This window comes from Cecembia rubra (assembly GCF_003014575.1).
Classification (GTDB): Bacteria; Bacteroidota; Bacteroidia; order Cytophagales; family Cyclobacteriaceae; genus Cecembia_A; species Cecembia_A rubra.
On sequence record NZ_PYGF01000010.1, the window covers coordinates 81,056 to 102,805 of the forward strand.

At 40.5% G+C, this 21,750-nt stretch carries 20 protein-coding genes; 9 read left to right on the forward strand and 11 right to left on the reverse strand.

Annotated features, from left to right (window positions below):
* A partial coding sequence (locus CLV48_RS20675) for a hypothetical protein (protein WP_211299960.1) occupies positions 1 to 274 on the forward strand: 274 nt, incomplete at its 5' end.
* A gap of 669 nt (positions 275 to 943) precedes the next feature.
* On the opposite strand, the gene CLV48_RS15990 is transcribed toward CLV48_RS20675, so the two are convergent.
* Positions 944 to 1,624, reverse strand: coding sequence for a hypothetical protein (locus tag CLV48_RS15990; RefSeq protein WP_010608544.1), 681 nt, complete (start codon positions 1,622 to 1,624; stop codon positions 944 to 946).
* A gap of 192 nt (positions 1,625 to 1,816) precedes the next feature.
* Between CLV48_RS15990 and CLV48_RS15995 the strand changes: the two genes are divergently transcribed.
* Entirely contained in the window at positions 1,817 to 2,047 is a 231-nt protein-coding gene (locus CLV48_RS15995) for a hypothetical protein (protein ID WP_010608543.1), read from the forward strand.
* Between the two features lie 352 nt (positions 2,048 to 2,399).
* Here the strand turns inward: CLV48_RS15995 and CLV48_RS16000 are convergent, their stop codons facing one another.
* Together CLV48_RS16000 and CLV48_RS16005 are read right to left on the reverse strand one after the other, a co-directional pair.
* Positions 2,400 to 3,641, reverse strand: coding sequence for an FG-GAP repeat domain-containing protein (locus CLV48_RS16000; RefSeq protein ID WP_106568303.1), 1,242 nt, complete (start codon positions 3,639 to 3,641; stop codon positions 2,400 to 2,402).
* Between the two features lie 35 nt (positions 3,642 to 3,676).
* Positions 3,677 to 6,748 carry a PVC-type heme-binding CxxCH protein gene (locus tag CLV48_RS16005; RefSeq protein WP_106568304.1) on the reverse strand — a complete coding sequence of 1,024 codons (3,072 nt, stop codon included), beginning with the start codon at positions 6,746 to 6,748 and terminating at the stop codon, positions 3,677 to 3,679.
* 395 nt (positions 6,749 to 7,143) lie between these two features.
* On the opposite strand from CLV48_RS16005, the gene CLV48_RS16010 reads away from it, so the two are divergent.
* A complete protein-coding gene (locus CLV48_RS16010) occupies positions 7,144 to 7,548 on the forward strand; it encodes a VOC family protein (protein WP_106568305.1) in 405 nt (134 codons plus the stop codon).
* A gap of 239 nt (positions 7,549 to 7,787) precedes the next feature.
* Here CLV48_RS16010 and CLV48_RS16015 read toward each other — a convergent pair whose 3' ends face one another.
* From CLV48_RS16015 to CLV48_RS16035, 5 genes are all read right to left on the reverse strand, one after another.
* Positions 7,788 to 7,997 carry a hypothetical protein gene (locus tag CLV48_RS16015; RefSeq protein ID WP_106568306.1) on the reverse strand — a complete coding sequence of 70 codons (210 nt, stop codon included), beginning with the start codon at positions 7,995 to 7,997 and terminating at the stop codon, positions 7,788 to 7,790.
* A 483-nt stretch (positions 7,998 to 8,480) separates the two neighbouring features.
* Positions 8,481 to 9,407 carry a DUF4097 family beta strand repeat-containing protein gene (locus CLV48_RS16020; protein ID WP_106568358.1) on the reverse strand — a complete coding sequence of 309 codons (927 nt, stop codon included), beginning with the start codon at positions 9,405 to 9,407 and terminating at the stop codon, positions 8,481 to 8,483.
* 13 nt (positions 9,408 to 9,420) lie between these two features.
* A complete protein-coding gene (locus CLV48_RS16025; protein WP_106568307.1) occupies positions 9,421 to 9,804 on the reverse strand; it encodes a TM2 domain-containing protein in 384 nt (127 codons plus the stop codon).
* On the reverse strand, positions 9,797 to 10,102 hold the full coding sequence (locus CLV48_RS16030) for a DUF2752 domain-containing protein (RefSeq protein ID WP_106568308.1): 306 nt from the start codon (positions 10,100 to 10,102) through the stop codon (positions 9,797 to 9,799). Before CLV48_RS16030 ends, CLV48_RS16025 begins: the two co-directional genes overlap by 8 nt.
* A 110-nt stretch (positions 10,103 to 10,212) precedes the next feature.
* Positions 10,213 to 11,298 carry an oxygenase MpaB family protein gene (locus CLV48_RS16035; protein WP_106568309.1) on the reverse strand — a complete coding sequence of 362 codons (1,086 nt, stop codon included), beginning with the start codon at positions 11,296 to 11,298 and terminating at the stop codon, positions 10,213 to 10,215.
* A gap of 51 nt (positions 11,299 to 11,349) precedes the next feature.
* Here CLV48_RS16035 and CLV48_RS16040 point away from each other — a divergent pair, with 51 nt between their 5' ends.
* A complete protein-coding gene (locus CLV48_RS16040; RefSeq protein ID WP_106568310.1) occupies positions 11,350 to 12,249 on the forward strand; it encodes a TolB-like translocation protein in 900 nt (299 codons plus the stop codon).
* A 19-nt stretch (positions 12,250 to 12,268) separates the two neighbouring features.
* Here CLV48_RS16040 and CLV48_RS16045 read toward each other — a convergent pair whose 3' ends face one another.
* On the reverse strand, positions 12,269 to 13,828 hold the full coding sequence (locus CLV48_RS16045; protein ID WP_106568311.1) for an AbgT family transporter: 1,560 nt from the start codon (positions 13,826 to 13,828) through the stop codon (positions 12,269 to 12,271).
* Positions 13,829 to 13,953: 125 nt separating this feature from the next.
* On the opposite strand from CLV48_RS16045, the gene CLV48_RS16050 reads away from it, so the two are divergent.
* Positions 13,954 to 14,868 (forward strand): SMP-30/gluconolactonase/LRE family protein, encoded by a 915-nt coding sequence (locus CLV48_RS16050; RefSeq protein WP_106568312.1) that lies wholly within the window; start codon positions 13,954 to 13,956, stop codon positions 14,866 to 14,868.
* Positions 14,869 to 14,928: 60 nt separating this feature from the next.
* On the opposite strand, the gene CLV48_RS16055 is transcribed toward CLV48_RS16050, so the two are convergent.
* The gene (locus tag CLV48_RS16055; RefSeq protein ID WP_106568313.1) at positions 14,929 to 15,636 is read right to left on the reverse strand and encodes a DsbA family oxidoreductase; all 708 of its coding nucleotides are present in this window, start codon (positions 15,634 to 15,636) and stop codon (positions 14,929 to 14,931) included.
* A 367-nt stretch (positions 15,637 to 16,003) separates the two neighbouring features.
* Positions 16,004 to 17,044 (reverse strand): Fic family protein, encoded by a 1,041-nt coding sequence (locus CLV48_RS16060; RefSeq protein WP_245889582.1) that lies wholly within the window; start codon positions 17,042 to 17,044, stop codon positions 16,004 to 16,006.
* 144 nt (positions 17,045 to 17,188) lie between these two features.
* On the opposite strand from CLV48_RS16060, the gene CLV48_RS16065 reads away from it, so the two are divergent.
* The 4 genes from CLV48_RS16065 (at position 17,189) to argC (ending at position 21,748) form a co-directional block, all read left to right on the forward strand.
* Positions 17,189 to 18,457, forward strand: coding sequence for an aminotransferase class V-fold PLP-dependent enzyme (locus tag CLV48_RS16065; protein ID WP_106568360.1), 1,269 nt, complete (start codon positions 17,189 to 17,191; stop codon positions 18,455 to 18,457).
* A gap of 421 nt (positions 18,458 to 18,878) precedes the next feature.
* Positions 18,879 to 19,556 carry a GNAT family N-acetyltransferase gene (locus CLV48_RS16070; RefSeq protein WP_106568314.1) on the forward strand — a complete coding sequence of 226 codons (678 nt, stop codon included), beginning with the start codon at positions 18,879 to 18,881 and terminating at the stop codon, positions 19,554 to 19,556.
* A gap of 40 nt (positions 19,557 to 19,596) precedes the next feature.
* Positions 19,597 to 20,793 carry an argininosuccinate synthase gene (locus CLV48_RS16075; RefSeq protein ID WP_106568315.1) on the forward strand — a complete coding sequence of 399 codons (1,197 nt, stop codon included), beginning with the start codon at positions 19,597 to 19,599 and terminating at the stop codon, positions 20,791 to 20,793.
* On the forward strand, positions 20,780 to 21,748 hold the full coding sequence (gene argC, locus CLV48_RS16080; RefSeq protein ID WP_106568316.1) for an N-acetyl-gamma-glutamyl-phosphate reductase: 969 nt from the start codon (positions 20,780 to 20,782) through the stop codon (positions 21,746 to 21,748). The genes CLV48_RS16075 and argC overlap by 14 nt, the downstream gene beginning before the upstream one ends.
* Positions 21,749 to 21,750: the final 2 nt, after the last annotated feature.

Genomic DNA, 21,750 nt, shown 5'->3' on the forward strand with positions numbered 1-21,750 from the left:
TCAGACTTGGACCATAGCACTGCAGTCTTCAGACTGCAATTTCCTAAAAGCGCAGCTTTCTATCCCAGCGTCTGGCAGGTGTGTTCATCTGCGTAAAACTGTGGTTAATTCCAAAAACAAAGTTTACCTAAGAATTGGAAGCAGATTTATTATATCAATTCACAGAATAGGTTCCATTGCTCCCAAATGGTTCAAGTCTTCAGACTTGGACCATAGAACTGCAGTCTTCAGACTGCAATTTCCTAAAAGCGCAGCTTTCTATCCCAGCGTCTGACAGGTGTGTTCATCTGCGTAAATCTGTGGTTAATTCCAAAAACAAAGTTTACCTAAGAATTGGAAGCAGGTTTTTTATATCAATTCACAGAATAGGTTCCATTGCTCCCAAATGGTTCAAGTCTTCAGACTTGGACCATAGAACTGCAGTCTCCAGACTGCAATTTCCTAAAAGCGCAGCTTTCTATCCCAGCGTCTGGCAGGTGTGTTCATCTGCGTAAATCTGTGGTTAATTCCAAAAACAAAGTTTACCTAAGAATTGGAAGCAGATTTATTATATCAATTCACAGAATAGGTTCCATTGCTTTTTTACTAATCTTCGGTTTTGAATTCAACCCTTTCTGGGTTGGGATTACCCATGGCTATAATTACACCTGACCACCGGATTTCATCCGGGGCAAATACCCTTAAAGGGATTGAATCCCTCTGGGATTTTCTCGATCAAGCAGGTAATAAACAAAAAAGAAGAAGCGCTCCTCTAAAAAAGAAATACTCAATACCCTTTAATCCGTGTTAATCAGTGCTTATCTGTGGCTAAGATCAACATCTGCGGATTGGAAATCCACCCAATCGCTTCACGAAATTGAAAATTCCGAACAGCCCATTTTCAACAACATGACTATTAATCTGTAAACCCTTATGCTTTAACCCTTTAAACAATTCACCTCACTCAATTATCCCCAACCGCAATCTTCCCCTCCTTAAACAAATCAAAACTCAAAGACACATAAAACACATTGGCCCTGAAATTTTCATAAGGCCTGATCATCGCTCCAGTATCCCTGTAGGTGGCCATAAAAGAGCGGTTGAAAAATTCTGTAGGATAATATTTGATTTTGATATTGGTGCCGCCCGGCAGATTCATCCCGGCAAAGAAAGAGCTCTGCCACCGGTTGACCCGGTCACTGAACCAGACATTGAAGCGCTCCACCCTGCGCTCATCCACAAAGGTCCTTTCCCTGTAATTCACTGCCCACTCAAGTTCATAGCCGGCAAAGAAAAACTGACTGTTGAGATTCCCAAACTTTATACCCAAAGGCACGCCTACATTATAAGTCCTTACCTTCTTTCTCACCGATGGAGATTCATCAAATATAAATCCCACGTTTCTCAGGTTAGCACCGGTAAACCAACCGAAATTGGGGCTTTGATCAAAATTCAGGAAGTTTTGAAAGTTGAACACAGGGGCCCATCGCAACACATTGTTGTAATCCTGCACAGTCCCACCTGAAAATATCCATTCCCCCCCGGAGCTCCAATAGGTTTTGGGAAAGATGCTGACCTCCTTTTGCGCTTGGAGAAGAAAAGGAGTCTGAATGAGAAAAATGAGCAATAGCAATGTCTTTTTCATATAGCCATCAGTTTGAATAAAATAATAAAACAAGATATAAATTCCCCCACCCTTTTAAAAATAAAGTCAACATTTACCTTTTCATCAGCTATCATGTGATTTTTTACGTAAATTAGCTTAAAGGCAGATACAAGATTGGTAATCCATTGATCGCATCCAGTTTTTATTCAAAATACATAAAACCAAACAAACATGATACGCCTAAAAAAATCTATCTTCCATAACGTAAAAAAGGGATTCAAAAGCATTGAACCCGTAGTAATGCTGTTTTCCGGTGCATATCTTCTGGTGCACGGTATGCAGGGAAAAAATTATCCACTCGGGATAGCGGGGGGATTGCTGCTGTTCAGAGGTGGGGTAAACCTCGGGAAAGTAATTGAAGAAAGCGATCTGGAAGAAGTGATAATGGCTGAAAAAAAATAATGCTGTTTTTTTTTCTTAAAAAACTTTTCCTCACCAGAAGGTGAAATCCAATAACCAAAGTTACGGAACAGCATAATTCCTGTAAACCTGTGCCATGGATGGTTAAAAAAGCCAAGCTTTTCACAATAAAAACGCCATGGACACAAAGTTTTTCACAAAGGGCGCCAATCTTAATGATGAAAAGTTCAACCTTGCAAGCTCCCATTCTTCATTTCTAATTCATCATTCTACATTTCCAGCCCCACAACCTGGCCCGTTGCTAAAATGACCCAAAGGGATCATTTCTTAACGCAACGTCCTCCTGCATCCTGGCCTCTCACTAAGTCCCTTCGTCTCTTTGTCTCTCCGTCCCTCAGTCTCTACGCTGTTCAAAGACAAAAACACCTTTCTTGTTACCTACAATAATATCCACAAGTCCATCGCCGGTAATGTCCTCTGTAACCACATGCACCCCTACCCCGGAATCATCATCAATCCGATGGCCAATCCAACGGGGTTCAGGACCGGGAACATACTCATACCAATACAAATAAGGCGGATCAAACTCCCCCGGGTCAGTCCCTAAATGGGCAAAAAACCGCTTTCCCGTCACAAAATCAGGCAATCCATTGGAATTGATATCCACCAAAGACAAGGCATGGGTCTGGGTATAACTGCTGTCAATCACATGGGTTTTCCAGGAAACACGACCATCAGCCCCCTTAATTTGCTCATGCCACCAAATGCCCTGATCGTGGGCAGAAGAGGACAGCACATCTACCAAACCGTCTCCATTGAAATCAAAGGCAAACATCTGGGCACTGGCTTCTCCCAAATCAGCAGCATGAAAGGTCCAAGGACTTTGGGTCGGATCCTCCGGCGCCTCCCACCAACCTTCTCTGATAATCACATCCATCCTACCGTTCCCGTTCATATCCCCTACCCCCAGACCATGGGAAAAAGGGGCTGTCCCAGGGCTTTCATTTCTACTGATGGGAAAAACAGTCCATGCCTTCTCCTCAGGGCTTGAAGGTGCCTTTAACCAAATCATTTCCCCTGTGGCGGCATTGCTTCCGACAATCTCCAAAAAGCCATCCCCATCTATGTCATAAAAGCCTGCAGACTCATTGCCCAAGGTGGGGAAAATCGCATGGGCTTTCCAAAAACCTCCCTGATTTTTGGGATTTTCATACCACATGACTTCCCTGCCCGGGAAACCGATGCGTACAAAATCGATCCATCCATCCCGATTGACATCCATGGCTTGACAGACAAAAGCATTGCTGTACCCTTTGTCATATTCGTATTTAACTGGCTTGGTCATTTCATGCCTGGTCCAATCGGGCGCTTCAAACCAATAAGCCCCGGCCATCACATCCATCAGCCCATCATTGTTGACATCTCCTATGGCCACTCCTTCCGCCAGAAACTCATCAGTCAGTACATGTTTTTTGAAGGTAATCCTTTCTCCATTTACCGCTTGTGCACTTTCCTGAGCATTTGACTGAAGCGGGAATATCAATAAGGAAAAAAAAGCAAGCCTTAAAAAATGCTTGTTCAAAGAGGTAAAGAAACTGATGGTGCATTTATTTTGGCTGGGCGTATGGTCATTCATCTTCATTTAGTTTAGGACTATCAATGATTTGGGAATTACTTTTTGGACAATAAATAACTCAACAAGGCTTTAAACTCCTCTTCTGAAAGGACAGCGTGAAAATTATCCGGCATCAGGGTAAATTTGGATGGCGCCATTTCCTTCATCTCCGCTTTGGAAATGGCAAACTCCTCTCCTACTTGATTGGCAAATACGATAGTTTGGCCTTGGTCTCTTCTGAAAAGGCCGGAATTTGACTGCCCATTTTTCATAGCAATGTTATAGGTTCTAAAGTTTTCCGTGATGTTTCTGTTGGGATCGAGAATTTTGGTAGCCAAGGCCACCTTTCCCCAATTCCCCACCCCATCCAATTGAGGTCCGATCAAGCCTCCTTTATTGTCCATCTGATGACAAAGCCCACAGTGCTGCTCATACACTTTTCCGCCGGAGATAAGCATTTCATTGTTGGGTTCAAAAGACGCCAACCTCTTATCTATCAGTTGCTGCCGCTCCTCGGATACAGGTACCAAATTTTCAGTTAACCGCTGGAACTGCTGTTTTTGAGCAGGAGAAATTCCGGATAAAAAACTTTCCTGAACCGAACCAGCGGTCAATATCCTGGCGGAGGCATTTCCGGATTGGATTTGCTCCAAGAGAACGGTCTTGCCTCTGGAGTTTTTGGACAGGGTAGCGGCAATGCTCTCCTGCAGTTCCGGAGGAGCATTTTTCAATCCCCTTGCCAAGGCCAATCTGGCCCTGTCATCATCCCATATACCCAGTGCCGGGGCCAATTTCCTTTTTAGGCTTACAGCGACATGATTGTCTGTCATTATTTCCCCCAAATGATCCGAAAAAGTTTGGGGAGCCAACAGCATCAAAGATTTGCCGGCTTCTGCCCTGACATCTTCCTGCACCTGGGCATGATCCAGATAAGCCAATAAGCGCTCCTTCTGCCCTATCATCTTATATATCCCGGCAGTTTGCATGGCAAAAACCAAAGCAGCCTTTTCTTCCTCATCTTGTCCCGACCGGACTGTAGCATTAGATAGAATAGCAGTGGCAAGGCTTTGCTGCCAGTCTTGATAGGCTGCAGGCGCTTGCTCTCCGGCCTCCAAAAATCCTTGGGCCATGGCTTGGGAATATTTATAGGCTACCATGGGCTTGGTTGCTTCAAGGCTTTTTGCCCAAGCCAGCAATTCTCCTCGCTTGGCGCCCTTCAAACCTTTTGCCATGGACTTGGCAAAAGCGGTTTTTCTTGCATCTGACTCTGGATATTGCTGCACATGGGCCAGTAAAAAATCCGCAGAAGCCTGACTTGGAATATCTGAAACAACCAAAGCCAGCAATTTGGACTCCTGTTCATTCCAGGTTTGGTTGACCGCTTTATTGAGAATGGCAGGAAGTCGTAAATGATGATAAAGGGCCATCCTTACCGTGTAATCCAGGTGGGTATCATAGGAAGGAATAGCCGAATGGACTTTGACCAAAGCTTCATAAGTATCCATTCCCGGACGTCGGCTGAACATCTCTGCACTGGCCCTTTGTACATGGGGATCCTGATCTGTTATATCTTTTAAGGCCTGATTTTTCAAGGCTGGACTAAGATCCGGGTATTCCGCCAATATGCGGTAAGCATGCAGGCGCACATTTCTGTTGTTATGGCCCATGGCATGTAGCAAGTGTTTTTCGGAAAGGCTTCCCAATCTAAAAAGCGCCCAGTGCACCTGAACCATTTGGTCTGCACTGATCGATTCAGTTTGGATCAGTTTCAACAATTCGGGGATCGCCTTTTCTCCAAATTTTTCCACCAAAACATCCGTTGCTGTCATCCTGATCTGTAAAATGGAATGTCCCATTCCCTGTATCAAAGATTCCAGATTGGACTTTGACCAGTCCTGCACCGGCCTTTGATTTCCTTTATAGGTGATTTTCCAGATGCGTCCACTGACCCTGTCCCGGCCCGGATGGTCCAAAGCCACTTCATAATGACCAATGATCCGGTTGTAAAAATCAGCGACATACATGGCCCCATCTGGCCCGATCTTGATATCCACTGGCCTAAACCAAGGATCTTTGCTGATTAGAAAATCTTCCTGTCTGCTTGCTTTGGGCGTACTGCCCTGAAATTCCATGGTATTGCGGCTGATCCTACAGGTCACCACATCACCCGAATAGAAGCTGTTGCGGTATGCTTCCGGAAATTGATTATCGGTATAATATACCAGGCCCGATAAGGCGGTAGAGTTGAGTCCATAATCCATCATTTCCGGCGCAAAACCCATATTGGGTGTTTGTTTTCCCCATTGGGAATAATTGCCTCCCCAAATCAATTGGTATATAGGCAGCGTATGACAATCTGCAGAATAATGGTATCCCATTTCATCATAGTCCGAACCAAAGGGATTGATCCTGCCATCACTAGTCTTCTCAGCCCTGCTGCCATCTTCCCTAAACCTGAAGGTATTCCCTGAAACCATCAAAATACTATCCCTGTCTTTTCCTGAAACCCTGGAGATATTGGAAAATCCATGGGAAGCATGGATCCATCCATCAAAGCCCCGGAAAAGGTTATTGACCATCCCATGGGTATCTTTGTGCTCGAAGGGGCCCAAAAGCACTTCCCTTCTGTCTGCCACATCATCCCCATCATCATCCCAAAATCGGTATACATTAGGAATGCTGTAGGCAATTGCCCCACCCTTGACCGGCACCAATCCAATGGGTATATTCAGGTCATCGGCAAAATGGGTGATCTTATCCGCCTTTCCGTCCCCATTGGTATCCTCAAGAACCGAAATCCTGTCCTTCCCCTTTCCTGGTTCGGCAGCAAAAGGGTATTCAAAAGACTGGCTGACCCAAAGTCTTCCTTTTTCATCAAATGCCATATTGATGGGCTTCCCTATGTCCGGTTCTGAGGCAAATAAGGTAACTTCAAAACCAGGAGGTAAAATAAAATCCCGCATCTCCTCTTCCGGACTTTGAAATTCAGCGCTTCGGACATGCTCTGCATAAATTGACTCGTCAATTCCAAGAGATTTTCTTTCATCTTCATCCGAATATTTGCAGGAAAATAATAATAACAATATAAACAATAAGGTCAGACAGGTTTTAGACTTTTGGTAATTCATACAATATCAGTAACTTATCTAAAAATACCTTTTTCAACTGAAACTTGCAATATGTCCAAAAATTAGAGCTCTTAATTGAAACATTTAATAACTGGAAAAATTATCCATTTGACCATTTACTGGAACCACACCCGAAAAATCTGTTACTGTCTTTTGGTATCCTATTTCTAAGGCTAATCTACCAAATCCGAACATTTGAATATCTATTCAAGAGTTAAAGCTGGTTGGCTTTGAAACAATATATATTTTCATTTAGCATTAATTGCACTTCAAAAACAATGAATTGAATTTAATTATATTATATAAAAATTTCAAAATATTTTTTAATTATTAACACAATAAATAAATAACTTTGCTTCGTTAAATACAAACTAAATTATTTAACCCCGTATGATATGCCCGCAGTAAAAACTAGACCGAGTAAGGTTCTCACCACAAGAATGATTGCCAATCTGTTTTCCAACAATCTCCATCAAAGCAAAGTATTTTATGAAAAATTACTGGACTTTAAAGCTGAATTTGAAAGTAGTTGGTACATCAATCTCAAATCCCAAGATGGTTTTTTGGAAATTGGACTTTTCCCAAAAAACACAGACATAATTCCAAGCAATTATGTTCAGTCAACCCCAGGGATCAACTTGGCTTTTGTAGTCAATGACCTCAATGAAGTCTATGAAAGGGCATTGACCATGAATGCAACAATAGTTCTCAAACCGGAAGGAGAATTCTATGGTCAAAGACGAATGCTCATCGAAGATCCCAACGGCCTACTTTTGGATATTTCTTCAAGAATTTCATAAGCACCGAGAACTAGATCATCACCCAATCCCAATAAGAACAAGCTGTTTCACCTTTTAAAGGATGAAACAGCTTTTTTGCTTTCTGATTAGCCCATAGCAAAAATGTCCGAAAGCCAAAAACTTCCGGACATTTCCAGACTTAAATTCAATTTACCTCAATAAAAAATAAATTTCCCCAATCACATTTCCTTAAAAAACTCTTTTCACTCAATCGTACTTAGAAACTTAATCTTATTCCCTTAGGCAATTGCCTTTTTGTTCTCCTCAACTGAGGATCTCAAATAAAAATAGATAAAGCCAAGCTGTGGTAATACCAACAAAAGAATTTTAGGCATCAAAGAACCGGTGCCATTTACCTGAATTCCAAGCAAATTGGAAACAGTTAAAACAGTTAACACAGCCACAAGTGCAAACACATTGGCTAAGATCAATTTAGTCTTACTTTTCATAATTAATTCGGTTGATTAAACATGGTTAAAAATTAAACAACATTAAAATTGAATGTCTCTTTCTGGTTTAAAACATTGAATTTTTTGCTAAGTTGAGACAAAAAAATTAAATTCCAAACACCTGAAAACCAATCAAAAACAGACGATTAGACAGTTATTTTTTTAACCTAAGATATGTAAACCCTTTATTGTAGGTCACCAAAAAAAATATGCATTTGACCCTAAAATCGTCCTTTAAAAATTTTTTAAAAAAAATTAAATTTTTTTCGTTTTTCTGCTTTGCATTCCCATTCCTTTATACCCAGGAATTGAAATCCTTTTGTTTTCCCATAGCCATGCTAAGCCCTATTGAATGTCCCCACCAACTTTAAACCGATATGTCCGAAAGGATTCAACAAAATTATCCAAAGGAAAAAAGAACAAAAAAATCCAGCGTTGTTGAACGCTGGATGTATTGAATAAATTAACCTTTATAAATTTAACTCAATTATTGATCCGGATACTTCCACTGCTAACACTTCCTTTGATTGTATCGGGTACTCCATTATCAATCTTCACTTTTTTACCAGATTCCTTATCGCCAACTTTGACCGAACCACTAGATGCGCTCAAATCAAAATTAAAATCTTCCAAGTTGGAAAAAGTATGTATTTGAACGCTTCCTGAATTGGCATGTAGCCTTGTGTCGGGACCCAGGCCTGAATTATCTGCCTTTATGCTTCCGGATGTCACTTTAAGACCTCCAAGTTCTTTTACATTGCTAAGCTTAATAGATCCTGAATTTACATTCGCTTCAACTTTTCCATCGACATTTTCAAAATGCAGATTTCCAGAACTCCCTTTGGCGTTTACATTACCAAACAATTCGGAAAGTTGGATCTTTCCGGAGTTGACATTGGCCTGGATGTCCCCATACAAGCCTTCACCCCTGATACTTCCAGAACTTGCACTTAAATGCATATCGCCCACCTCAACATCAGATAGCCTGATGCTTCCTGAATTCACCTTCAACTCCATCTTTTCATATTTTACATGCATTACATCAATAGTTCCAGATGTATTAGTGAAATTAAGTTTGATATCATCTGGTCCGGTAAGGCTGATAAATCCATTGAATCTGCTTCCAAAATTCCAACCAGAGAAAGTAGCATCTCCTACCACCTCAATCTTGAGTTTGGAACCGGACTTTCTGAACTTAATATCTACACCGCTACTTTCAGGTGCCTCCACAAAAGCGTTCATAAAAACCTCCGAATCACCTTCCCTGCCTTCATAAGAAACTTCCAGAAATCTCCCTTCCACCTCAATTTCTTTTATATCAGAGAAAGTCTCTTCATAATCCTTGGTATAAGTCTTTTCAGGAACATAACAAGCTCCTAGTAAAAGACCTATTCCAAGGAATGGTATCATAAAATACAATAATTTATTCATTTCCAGAACCAGCAGCAGAAGTTAAACCATTACTTGACATCATTGACAAAGTCTCGTGAGCAACTTTGATATTGTATTCATAGGCCAGACTCTTATAATTTACCAAGTCCACTATGGTACCGATAAAACAAAGTCCCAAAGTCAAGATATACAAAATACCAAGCCCAACCTGACCTAGGATAAATCTGTGCAAACCTGCAAATCCGAAGAAACCCAACAGACAAAGAATCAATATCATCTGATTGTCTTTTCTTCTGGCCCTATAAACCTGAGCAAATAGACTTGCCTGCTCGTCATCCATGTTTTTAAGGATTCCTTGAATGTAACCTAATTCCATACCTTCCAATTCCGGAAGATGTCTCAATACATTAGCCATAGTGTTTTCTGATTTTGATGTTTCTAATAAGTTGAATGATCCTGTAAATAATCACAGCAAAAGCAAACATGGCCAAGGGATGCATAGACCAGGAGGCCTTAAGGTCACCTTTGATCAAAAGGCTCATAGACCTGCCCAGACCGCAACCCGGACACCAATCCAATCCAAAATTATCCAATGGACAAAGACTGAAATGGTCCGCTCCATATGGATCAATCAGTAAAATCCCAATCAGAGATCCTAGCCAAAAGATCAATTCCAAAGGAAGCATTTGCTTTATTGCAGTGATTCTTTTCATTAATTCTTTAAATTACTAAAAGAATGCCACAACAAAAAAAAGGTGTTTTTGACCATTTCAAGGGGTTTTTAAATATAATACGCCATAAGATCGGACAAAATACTGTACGATTATGAACGGTTCAGGGAAGGGATTTTCAGTTCTGGCAATCGTCCAAACTGCATTTTGCATTGATCTAAAAAACTCCTCCGTGTCCGTTCATAGGTACTTCCTGATCCGTACTGCATAAAAAAACTCAAATCCAACAAAACCCCATAAACTTCCTTGGGCAATGCTATAGATGTCTTGATTCCCAATACTTCCGCTACATCTTTTCCCACAAAATAGGCAACCAAAGATGCAGCCCTTGCCGCTAAGGCTGGATCATTGATGGTATCCCTATAATACTTTAGCAAAGCCTGAATCAAGATATGACCCGCTTCAGATGATTTCAAGTGCCGTTTTCTGATTGCTTTTTCCAATTCAAAAGATTCCTTACCAGTCTCCGGCCAATAGGAAATATCTATTCCCAAAAAGAACCCTAACACTTTCCAATAATGCAGAACTGACTCTGAAACCTCTTTTCCCGGAAACTTCCCAAGCTTTTCCATACCCCTCAGGACAAGCAAGCTGAAGGCAAGATTGGTGCCCAACATATCCTCCTGATTGATGGGAAGGCCCCAATCAGGATTCCAATCCTTGCTATACTTTTGAATAAAAAACCTGCTGAATGCGTGGATTAACCTGACTTTGGACAATGTAAGCATGGCTTTGTCATTTTCTAAAAAAGTCCCCGGTCTAAAACTATCCAATAGGAAAAGGGCTGTTTCTGTAAGCCGCATTCCAATTTCCTCTGTAATCCTCCTCGACCTCACCAAGACCTGTGCACCGTCGGCAAATGCATAACAATAAGGAAGCGAATAAAAGCCCAACATGGATAGGTAAATATTGCCTTCCTTATCAAAAAAATCCTGAGCTGTTTTTATCTTTTTTACATCTCTCCATTCTGGCAAAACTTGAAATGTCCTTAAATAATCAGAAATGCCAGTGGGCAATTGGTCAATTTCCACTGGACTTGGAATTTCAGACCAGGAATTGATTTTTTCTATCCATCCCGGATTACTGAAAAGGTATTGAACTGTTCGGTCTCCAAGAGGATCTCCCTGAATTCTAAGCGTATCCAGTTCTGTATTGAGATATAATTTAACTTTGTTCACCTCTTTCTAACCTCCATTTTGTAATTTGGTTTCCAAATACTACAGATTACCATGCAGAAAAAAACTATATTCCTTGCCATAAACCTTTATTATATTGCTTTTACTACTTTTTCCCAGGTTTCCACAGATTTGATCGCAGTGGATGCAAAAGCCACAGCTGCCGGCTTAAAAATTTTTCCTGAAACCATATTCAAGGTAACCGACAGGAATGCTTATGACAACCAACCTGCATTTATCAATGAAAAACAAATGGCATTTTCTGCCGCTGACGACAAAGGAAACCATGACATCATAATTTATAATTTTGAATCCAAAAAATTCACTAACCTGACCAAAACAAATTACAGAAATGAATTTTCCCCTTCCCTTACTGATTGTGGCTTATTCGTGTCAACTGTCACAGTGGAAGAAAATGGCAATCAACGCCTTTGGCTCTATCCAACTAATTTTGGAGAACCAGAACTCCTTTACGATGATATTGAACCTGTTGGATATTACGACTGGTACGACAACAAAGCGGCTATGTTTATACTGGGAAATCCAAATTCCTTGGTTTATCCATACAGCAAAGGAGAAATTTTTACAATAAGCCAAAATGTTGGAAGATCGGTAAAAAGGAAACCTAAATCCAGCATTATAACATATATAGACAAGCGTGAGGCAAATGATATTAACGGACAGATATCCTATGCCATAATGGGTTTTGATATTGAGAATAGGACCTATCATCAATTTGGTTATACTTACCCCGGGGCTGAAGACTTCATTTGGCTCAACAATAACCTTCTTTTGATGGGCAGTGGAAATCAACTATTTATCCGTAAAACCAATTCCAAAGAATGGGAATCAGTAGGAAAGATTGAATTGAATGGATATGAGCATATCAGCAGAATGGCCTATTCCCCTAAATTAAGGAAATTGGTCCTGGTCATGAACAGATCAGTAAATTAATAACTCACCATTCACCACGCTACATTGAAGGTGCCATCAAATACTCATAAGTAGCCTGAAGTCCCAATGGAATGCCAATTGTCCAATACAAGAGCAAAAATAATGTCCATGTCACCAATAACATCAAAGAATAAGGCAACATTATAGATACCAAGGTGCCAATCCCTGTTGACTTTACATATTTTTGGCAAAAGACCACAATTAAGGGAAAATAGGGCAGTAATGGAGTAATGATATTGGATACTGAATCACCCACCCTGTAAGCTGCCTGGGTCAGATCAGGAGATATCCCCAGCTGCATAAGCATAGGAACAAATATTGGGCTTATTAGCGCCCATTTGGCCGAAGCAGATCCCACCAAAAGGTTAACGAATGCTGTCAAAATCACAATTCCCACGATAGTCACCTGTGCAGGTAAATCCATGGCCTGAAGGAAGTTAGCTCCCTTCAAAGCTGTCAGAGAACCAATATTGGACAATGTGAATGCATTGATAAATAAGGCACAGAAGAAGGCCATAACTATATAATAGGCCATACTTCCCATGGATTTACTCATAGAAGCTACCATGTCCTTTAAGGACTTATATGTACCACTAGCAAATCCATATACCAAACCGGGAATCCAAAAAATAACGAAAATCAAAGGAACTATGGACTTCATCAATGGCGCTCCAAAACCAGTAAGCCCACCTTCAGGATCTCTCAAGGCAGAATCTTGGGGAATTGCCCATAATACCAATAAAATCAGCAAAATAAACATAGACAAAAAAGCAATCCAGAAAGATTTTTTCTCTTTACTGTTCAGCTTGTCCATGGTTGGAATATCTTCTAGATTCTCGTCAACAATTACATTAGCATTCAACCTTGGCTCAATTACCCGATCTGTTAGGAACCAAACCACCGCTATAACCACAATACTTGAAAGTCCTGTAAAATAGATATTATTCAAGGGATTGAGCAATATTTCCGGATCTATTATCCTTGCTGCAGATTGGGTAAAACTCTGGATCAATGGATCAATACTGGATGGTATAAAATTCGCACTGAATCCGCCGGATACCCCTGCAAATGCTGCTGCAATTCCCGCTAAAGGATGCCTGCCCGCAGCATAAAAGATCACCCCACCTAATGGAATTACCAAAACATATCCAGCATCAGCAGCTGTATGGCTTACAATTGCTACCAAAACCAAAATCGGTGTTAATAGCATTTTGGGGGTAATTCCCAGTATAAATTTAAGTCCGGCATTGATAAAACCGGAATGTTCTGCAACGCCTACTCCTAACATAGCAAGTAGTACTACACCCAAAGGAGGAAAATTGATGAAAACATTGGTCATGTTGGACAGAAATGCCGCCAATTGGGGGCCCGTCAATAAATTCTGTACCCGCAATTCGTTTCCAGATCGAGGATCAATTGCACCAAAATCAATAGGCGACAATAAGGCTGAAAACACCCATGTCAGAAGCATCAAAAAGAAAAACAAAATAGCTGGATCTGGAAGCTTATTCCCTGCTTTTTCAATGAAATCCAGAAATTTATCCAAAAAGGTCTTAGGCCTTTGCTCGACTGTACTCATATTGGGCTATATTTAGGTTTCTCAAAAATAAGAAGCCTAATTAAATTTCAAAGAAAGGCCAAAAACTTATATTTGATGATCGTTAAAAATTCAAGTCAAAAATAAGAACCTAACACCCCATTACAATGAAAATGATGATCACCTTGCTTTTAGTTTTATTGGGAATTTCCACCTCTACCCTCTATGCCCAAGAGCAGATTGAAGACAAAAAGAAAATTGTAGCCAAAAATGCCAAATTGACTAAAGTGGCAGATGGATTTACTTTCACAGAAGGCCCTGCCGTTCACAGAAATGGGGACGTTTATTTCACAGATCAACCTAATAACAAAATCTTAAGATGGTCTGCTACAAGAAATGAAGTAAGTGTATTTTTGGAAGATGCGGGAAGATCCAATGGTATGTTTTTTGACCGGAGAGGCAATTTGATTTCCTGTGCTGATTTGGAAAACCAACTTTGGTCAATTGATGATAAAGGAAATGCACAAGTACTTATTGAGAACTATAAAGGCAAACTTTTAAATGGTCCCAATGATTTATGGATAGCTCCAAACGGAGGAATATATTTTACCGATCCCTTGTACAAAAGACCTTATTGGAGCAGATCTCCTGAAATGCAGCAAAACGGTGAACACCTTTATTATTTGGCCCCTGATAGATTACAGTTCTTCAGGGTAGATGAAAATATGGTCAAACCAAACGGTCTTATTGGTACACCCGATGGGAAAAAACTATATGTAGCGGACATAGGAGACAACAAAACCTATGTTTACGATGTGGAAGAGGACGGATACCTTAAAAACAGGAAACTTTTCTGTGAAATGGGTTCAGACGGAATGACAATTGACAATAGGGGAAATGTTTACCTTACCGGCAAAGGTGTTACTGTTTTTAATCCTAAAGGAGAAAAAATCGCCCATATTCCTGTTCCGGAAAACTGGACTGCCAATGTGGTTTTGGGAGGAACAGACAGAAAAACACTCTTTATTACCGCCATGGGAGCAGTATATACCCTGAACATGAAAGTTCGAGGAGTTTATTGACAATTTATGAATTCACTGGTTCAAGCCTAAAAACCTGAACCAGTGATTAAAAATATGTTTTTAGTTACAATTTCCCTCCACATCACAGGCAGCGGTATCAGAACCAGCTATATCAAGAATTGGATGTTCTTTCAAATAATCCGCCCAAGCCCTTTCCAATGTTTTTTCAAAAACTTCGAGGGACTGGGCTCCTGAAATAGCAAACTTCCTGTCAAATACAAAAAAGGGCACACCCCTAACTCCCAGCAATCGTGACTCTTCAATATCCTTGTTCACCTTGTCCATAAACTCTGCTGTATTGAGACATTCCATTGCTCTTACCCTATCAATTCCAACCTCCTCTGCAAAGCCAAACAGGGTTTCTCTATTATCAATATTCGCCCCTTCAGTAAAATAAGCCTTAAGCAATCTTTCCTTCATTTGATCCCCTTTACCTAAAGATTTGGCGAGTTGTAGTATGTTGTGGGCATTCCTGGCATTGGCTACAACTGTTTTATCCATTTGGTAATAAAGCCCCTCTCCTTCAGCCATCTCTGAGACCTGAAGGGTGATCTGACGGGTCTGTTCCAGACTCCATCCCTTGGTCTCAGCCAGGTATTCCACAGTACTTTTGTTGGGATCTGTCTGCATGTCAGGATTCAACAAGAAACTTTTCCATTCGATTTGTACCTTATCGGCATGGTCAAAATTTTTCAACGCAGCTTCCAGCCTGCGCTTACCGATATAACAAAAAGGACACATAATGTCCGACCAGATTTCTACTTTCATCGTAATCTTGTTTATTTGTTATCTAAATCAAAAAAGCGCTCAGATGGTTCAAAAAAACAAGACAATAGAATGCCCCTCCTGTGCCATGATGGTGGATAAGGTTCTGGAATTCTGCCCGATCTGCCAATATCAATTCCCAAAAACAAATCCCTTTTATCAATGGCTTGCCATCCTACTGGCCTTGTTATTCTTGCTGATGTTTATTTTTTAGATCCACCTCCTTTTCTTAGCGATTAAAACTGGATTCATGAAAGGTCATTTTCCTTTTTCCAATCCCAAATCCTTAATGGACCCCTTAATTCCCTGAAATCCTTAATGGTTCAAAATCCTCCGAAATCCAACTTCCAAAACCGTCACAAGGTTATACCTACACCATCTCCAGATGCTTCTGAAGGGATTCGATAACCGTATCAGCTACCAAGTGGTAGAAAATATCCGGATTATTATCCATCTGTACAGCTTCTAATGCCTTGTAGTAAGCCAATCTAGAAGCCAGATCCCCTTTCAGATTAGCAATGGTCAACCCATGCTTCAAGAGGATCAGATTCATGACCAACCTACTTGTCCGGCCATTGCCGTCAATAAACGGATGAATACTCACCAAGCGTTCATGCATCTCCGCCGCAAGGATGACCGGATGAAGGATTTTTTTTTGATTATCATAATGGATGAAATATTCCTCCATCAACTTAACCAATAAGAAGGGCTGTGGCGGCACATGCTGACTACCTGAAATACGGACAGGAACTTGCCTATATCTACCTGCATTCTCTTTGTCAATACCTTTAAGGATCAGATAATGCAATTCCATCAGGACCCTGGGACCAAAATCCATTTTATCGGAAACCAGCTGCTCAATGTACGAAACAGCCTCAGCATGATTAATGGCCTCCAAATGCTCTCTCATGGACTTCCCCCCTATAGTAATCCCTTCATTGACTACCAAATGGGTCTCCTGAAGGGTAAGGGTATTGCCTTCAATCCTATTGCTTTCATAGGTGTAGGACACCATGAAAAACTCCTGCATTTTGCGGAGCTGTGTCCTATTCAAAGGCCTTTTGGAATTCCAATCCTGCTTTAGGGCATCAATAACAGACAACTTTTTTTGAATGGCTTGTGATAAACCCTGCATCTGTAGTGCTTTATGGCTGCTCAAGTACTCTACCCTGGATTCAGCCAGGGAAAGTATCTCTACAGCATCGGATTCATGCTCCAGAATTTGGTAAATTTTCTCTGCTACCCATGTCTTCCTTAGGGTGTCAAATGGCGTATCCAATGCCAATGCCAAAGCTTTTAGATTCTCTTCGGTGGGCATCCTGGACCCTTTTTCAAATTTGGACACCAAAGCAGGGTCTACCCCACTTTCAAAGGCTAGCTGACGCACGGCCCATCCTTTCCTTTTCCTCATTTCAACAAGAATTTGAGAAAGTGTCTTCATTTTATCCTCTTTTGTTGACATTTTTATTGTTGACAAATTTAATCAACAAAATTAGGATTGGGAATTTTTTTTTCAATTTTTTTTCATCAAATTGAAAACAAACTTCAGCACCCTATGAACAAGAGAGCTTTCCTTAAAAGTCTGGCTTTTACAAGCCTTGCTTCCTCAGCATCTTTCAAAGCACTTTCTAAAACTGTAGAGGCCTACGCCCATATTCCCGCATCAGAATTGGCCTCTGATGAGGATTTTTGGGAAAAAATAAGAGCGGGTTACCGTCTAAAACCGGATTACATCAATCTTGAAAATGGATATTACTGTTTCATTCCTCAGGAAACACTGGAAGCTTATATTGCATGGATAAGGGAAATCAATTACCAAGGTTCTTGGTATTTCCGGACTGTACAATGGGAAAACAAAGACAAAACTGCAGCCAGGTTAGCAAATTTGTTCGGAGGCACCCCTGATGAAATAGCCATAACCCGAAACGCTACGGAATCACTGGATACCATAATATCTGGCTATCCTTGGGGAAAAGGAGATGAGGCCATCTTCGCACACCAGGATTATGGAAGTATCCAAAACATGTTTGAATTGGTTTCAAGGCGTTATGGAGTAGTCAATAAAATAGTGGATGTCCCCTTACATCCAAAATCTGATGAAGAAATTGTTAAAGCATACGAAGATGCAATCACGCCAAAGACTAAATTAATCATGGTCAGCCACATGATCAACATAACAGGTCAGATCCTACCGGTCAAAAAAATCTGTAGCATGGCAAAGCGTTATGGAGTAGAGGTCATGTTGGATGGGGCACATTGCATTGCCCATTTCGATTTCAAAATAGATGAATTGGGATGTGATTACTATGCATGCAGTCTACACAAATGGCTCAGTGTGCCTTTAGGCGCTGGATTACTTTATGTCAAAAAAGATAAAATAAGTAAGATTTGGCCACTTATGGCTCCTTATGAACTGGATCACCCCAACATCAAAAACCTTAACCATACCGGTACCCATCCTGTGGCAACTGACCTGGCCATAAACAATGCCATTGATTATTATGAGAAAATTGGGTCAAAGCGTAAAGAAGAAAGATTAAGATACCTACAGTTTTATTGGTCTGACAAAGTAAGAGACATCCCTGGCATAATGGTCAATACACCTTCTGACCATGAAAGGTCATGTGGAATTGCCAATGTAGGTATTAGTGGAATGGACCCTGGCGAAATGGCCAAAATTCTGATGAATAAATATAAAATATATACTGTCGGTATCAATTACGCAGGTGTGGTTGGCTGCAGAATTACACCTAATATTTACACTACGCCCACCGAATTGGATGTACTTGTAAAAGCGCTCCAAGAAATGGCAAAATCCATCTAAAAAAGAAAACAAAATCGAAATACTTAAAAGAATAAATTAAATACATCATTTCAAAACCTGTAAAATATGGCCCATTTTTTGATAAAAATTAAATAATTATGGCTGTTCCATAAATTAATAAATGCAGTTCTTGCATTTTATTTCAAAGATTACAACATTTGCACACGTTTTTAAAAGAAATGCAAAACCTAAACAACATACCAGTCAGCCTTACTCCTGCTCCAGCAGCAACATCTGGACTGTGTATGTTATTTTTGGCTCCTTTGAGGAGGTTTAGGAACAGTTTCAGGGCAAGGCCCCTGTAATATCCTTTGGTATCCTACGTGGATGGCCGACAATAGCATGTTACTCCTAAGTTTTAAAACCAACACAAAAGTGCTCGCAGAGCAACTTACCATCTACTTATTCCCTATTGGCAAAAATGGAAAACTATTCCTTTATCATAAAACCAGCTACTGAAAAGCACCTCCATTATGCGGAAACCATCACAAACGAAATGGAACAATCCGCAAAAGCAAGAGGAACGGGTATTGCAAAGCGTTCCCCGGAATACATCAAAACCAAAATGTTGGAAGGAAAAGCAGTAATTGCTTTGACAGAAGATGGCGTTTGGGCTGGTTTTTGCTATATTGAAGCATGGGGCCATGGAAAATTCGTAGCCAATTCCGGACTAATAGTTGCACCGGAGTTTAGAAAATATGGCCTTGCCCGAAGAATTAAAACAGAAATCTTCAAACTCAGCAGAGAAAAATATCCAGATGCTAAAATTTTCGGTTTGACTACCGGAGCTGCTGTCATGAAAATCAATTCTGATCTAGGTTATGTACCTGTAGCCTACGCCGACCTTACTGATGACGAAGAATTCTGGAAAGGATGTAACAGCTGTGTCAATGTTGAAATTTTAAAATCTAAAAACAGACAAAATTGCCTCTGCACTGCCATGCTTTACGATCCGGCCCGAAAAGCCAAAACTGAAGAAGTAGCTCTTCGAAAGGACTTTAAAAAGAACTTGAAACTGTTCGAAAGATGGACCAGATTGAAAAAATCCATCATGCTGAATATTAAAAAAACCAAAAACAAAACCTTAAGCTTATTTTAAACCCGAAAGCTATTATGGCTTTCCTATCAACCTTTAAGAAATGAAAAAAGTAGTATTAGCGTACAGCGGAGGTTTGGACACCACCTTTTGTGCACTGCACCTTTCCAAAGACCTCGGGTACGAAGTACACGCCGTCCTGATCAATACAGGAGGTTTTTCCCAAGAAGAGTTAGAGCAAATAGAACAAAGGGCCAAAGGACTTGGTATTGCTTCATTTGTTATACTCGATGTTACCAAGACCTATTACCAAGAGGTCATAAAATTCCTGATTTTTGGTAATGTCCTCAAGAATCAGACCTACCCTCTTTCAGTAAGTGCAGAAAGAATCCTCCAGGCCAAGACCCTAGCTGACTACGTCAAAAAGATTGGCGCCAAATCTGTGGCTCATGGTAGTACAGGGGCAGGAAACGACCAAGTGCGCTTCGATATGATCTTCCAGACTATTATTCCGGATATTGAGATCATTACCCCAATTAGAGACTTAAAGCTCAGTAGAGAAGAGGAAATCGAGTATCTTAAAAAACATGGAGTATCTATGAATTTTGAGAAAGCAGCCTATTCTATCAATAAAGGGATTTGGGGCACCTCTGTAGGGGGGAAAGAAACCCTTACTTCCAACCAAACTTTGCCTGAAGCTGCGTGGCCAACACAATTAAGTAAAACTGAAACTGAGGAACTGAGCATTGATTTTGAAAAAGGAGAGCTTAAAGCTGTAAATGGCGTGACTTTTGAAAACCCTGTAGAAGCAATCAAGAAAATCCAGGAAATTGCAGCTCCATTCGGAATTGGAAGAGACATCCATGTCGGTGATACAATTATCGGAATCAAAGGTAGGGTAGGTTTTGAAGCAGCCGCACCTTTGATCATTATCAAATCCCATCAGTTATTGGAAAAGCACTGCTTGACAAAGTGGCAATCCTTCTGGAAAAATCAAATGTCCGAATTTTATGGCAACCATCTTCATGAAGGACATTATCTTGATCCTGTAATGAGAAACCTTGAAGCTTTCTTGGAAAGCACCCAGGAATTTGTCAGCGGAAAAGTAAAAATCTTACTTCACCCCTACAGATTCCAATTGGTTGGAATTGAATCCAAACACGACATGATGGCTTCAAAATTTGGAAGTTATGGTGAAATGAACAAAGGCTACACTGCTGATGACGTCAAAGGATTTACAAGAATCCTAGGTAACCAAACTGCAATTTTCCATCAAGTCAATTACAATGAAAAAAATTAAAACCGCCATTATCGGAGCAGCAGGTTATACAGGAGGTGAACTTCTAAGATTATTATTACATCATCCTTCCTGTGATCTGATATATGTCCATAGCAATAGCCAAAAAGGCAAAAAAGTTTATGAAGTTCATCCTGATCTTATTGGTGAAACCGAATTGGAATTCACTGATAAGGTGCAGACAGATGGGATTGAAGCAGTGTTTTTAGGTCTACCTCATGGACAGACCAAAGGCTTCTTAGAGGAGCATCCTTTTCCCACAAACACTGTTATCATTGACCTGAGTACCGATTTCAGAGATGAAAGCGACGGATTTGTCTATGGGCTTCCCGAAGTCCACAAATCCAAAATACAAGAAGCAAAAAAAATAGCCAATCCAGGTTGTTTTGCCACAGCAATCCAACTTGCATTGTTACCTGCAATAGCACAAAATTGGGTAAATGATACAGCCCATATTACAGGCATAACAGGAAGTACCGGAGCTGGAAAAGCCCTGAGTGAAACTACACATTTTAGCTACAGGACTAATAACATATCCGTATACAAGCTATTTACCCATCAACATCTCAAGGAAATAAGGCAAACTTTTAGACAGATCAATCATGATTTTAATAAAGAACTGCTATTTGTACCATATAGAGGTAATTTCTCCAGAGGCATATGGATCACTGCATATTTCCCCTATGATGGTGATTTGAAAACAGCGGTTCAAACCTACAAGGACTTCTATCAAAAAGCACCGTTTACTTGGGTATCTGATTCAGACATTGATCTCAAGCAGGCGGTCAATACCAATAAATGCATTCTTCATCTCAAAAAAGAGAAAGGTCAACTGATCATTTATGCAGCGATTGACAATCTGCTTAAAGGTGCCTCAGGACAGGCCGTCCAAAATTTCAACCTGGCATTTGGGCTTGAAGAAAACTTGGGACTTAACCTAAAAAGTTTGGCATTTTAAAA

Excerpts from the sequence above, each read along its gene's own strand:
- CLV48_RS15990 (WP_010608544.1), bottom strand. The coding sequence starts at position 1,624 with ATGAAAAAGACATTGCTATTGCTCATTTTTCTCATTCAGACTCCTTTT.
- CLV48_RS16005 (WP_106568304.1), bottom strand. The coding sequence starts at position 6,748 with ATGAATTACCAAAAGTCTAAAACCTGTCTGACCTTATTGTTTATATTG.
- CLV48_RS16030 (WP_106568308.1), bottom strand. The coding sequence starts at position 10,102 with ATGAAAAGAATCACTGCAATAAAGCAAATGCTTCCTTTGGAATTGATC.
- CLV48_RS15995 (WP_010608543.1), top strand. The coding sequence starts at position 1,817 with ATGATACGCCTAAAAAAATCTATCTTCCATAACGTAAAAAAGGGATTC.
- CLV48_RS16015 (WP_106568306.1), bottom strand. The coding sequence starts at position 7,997 with ATGAAAAGTAAGACTAAATTGATCTTAGCCAATGTGTTTGCACTTGTG.
- CLV48_RS16025 (WP_106568307.1), bottom strand. The coding sequence starts at position 9,804 with ATGGCTAATGTATTGAGACATCTTCCGGAATTGGAAGGTATGGAATTA.
- CLV48_RS16060 (WP_245889582.1), bottom strand. The coding sequence starts at position 17,044 with ATGAGGAAAAGGAAAGGATGGGCCGTGCGTCAGCTAGCCTTTGAAAGT.
- CLV48_RS16050 (WP_106568312.1), top strand. The coding sequence starts at position 13,954 with ATGAAAATGATGATCACCTTGCTTTTAGTTTTATTGGGAATTTCCACC.
- CLV48_RS16070 (WP_106568314.1), top strand. The coding sequence starts at position 18,879 with ATGGAAAACTATTCCTTTATCATAAAACCAGCTACTGAAAAGCACCTC.
- CLV48_RS16055 (WP_106568313.1), bottom strand. The coding sequence starts at position 15,636 with ATGAAAGTAGAAATCTGGTCGGACATTATGTGTCCTTTTTGTTATATC.
- CLV48_RS16020 (WP_106568358.1), bottom strand. The coding sequence starts at position 9,407 with ATGATACCATTCCTTGGAATAGGTCTTTTACTAGGAGCTTGTTATGTT.
- CLV48_RS16000 (WP_106568303.1), bottom strand. The coding sequence starts at position 3,641 with ATGAATGACCATACGCCCAGCCAAAATAAATGCACCATCAGTTTCTTT.
- CLV48_RS16045 (WP_106568311.1), bottom strand. The coding sequence starts at position 13,828 with ATGAGTACAGTCGAGCAAAGGCCTAAGACCTTTTTGGATAAATTTCTG.
- CLV48_RS16040 (WP_106568310.1), top strand. The coding sequence starts at position 11,350 with ATGCAGAAAAAAACTATATTCCTTGCCATAAACCTTTATTATATTGCT.
- CLV48_RS16010 (WP_106568305.1), top strand. The coding sequence starts at position 7,144 with ATGCCCGCAGTAAAAACTAGACCGAGTAAGGTTCTCACCACAAGAATG.
- CLV48_RS16065 (WP_106568360.1), top strand. The coding sequence starts at position 17,189 with ATGAACAAGAGAGCTTTCCTTAAAAGTCTGGCTTTTACAAGCCTTGCT.
- CLV48_RS16075 (WP_106568315.1), top strand. The coding sequence starts at position 19,597 with ATGAAAAAAGTAGTATTAGCGTACAGCGGAGGTTTGGACACCACCTTT.
- argC (WP_106568316.1), top strand. The coding sequence starts at position 20,780 with ATGAAAAAAATTAAAACCGCCATTATCGGAGCAGCAGGTTATACAGGA.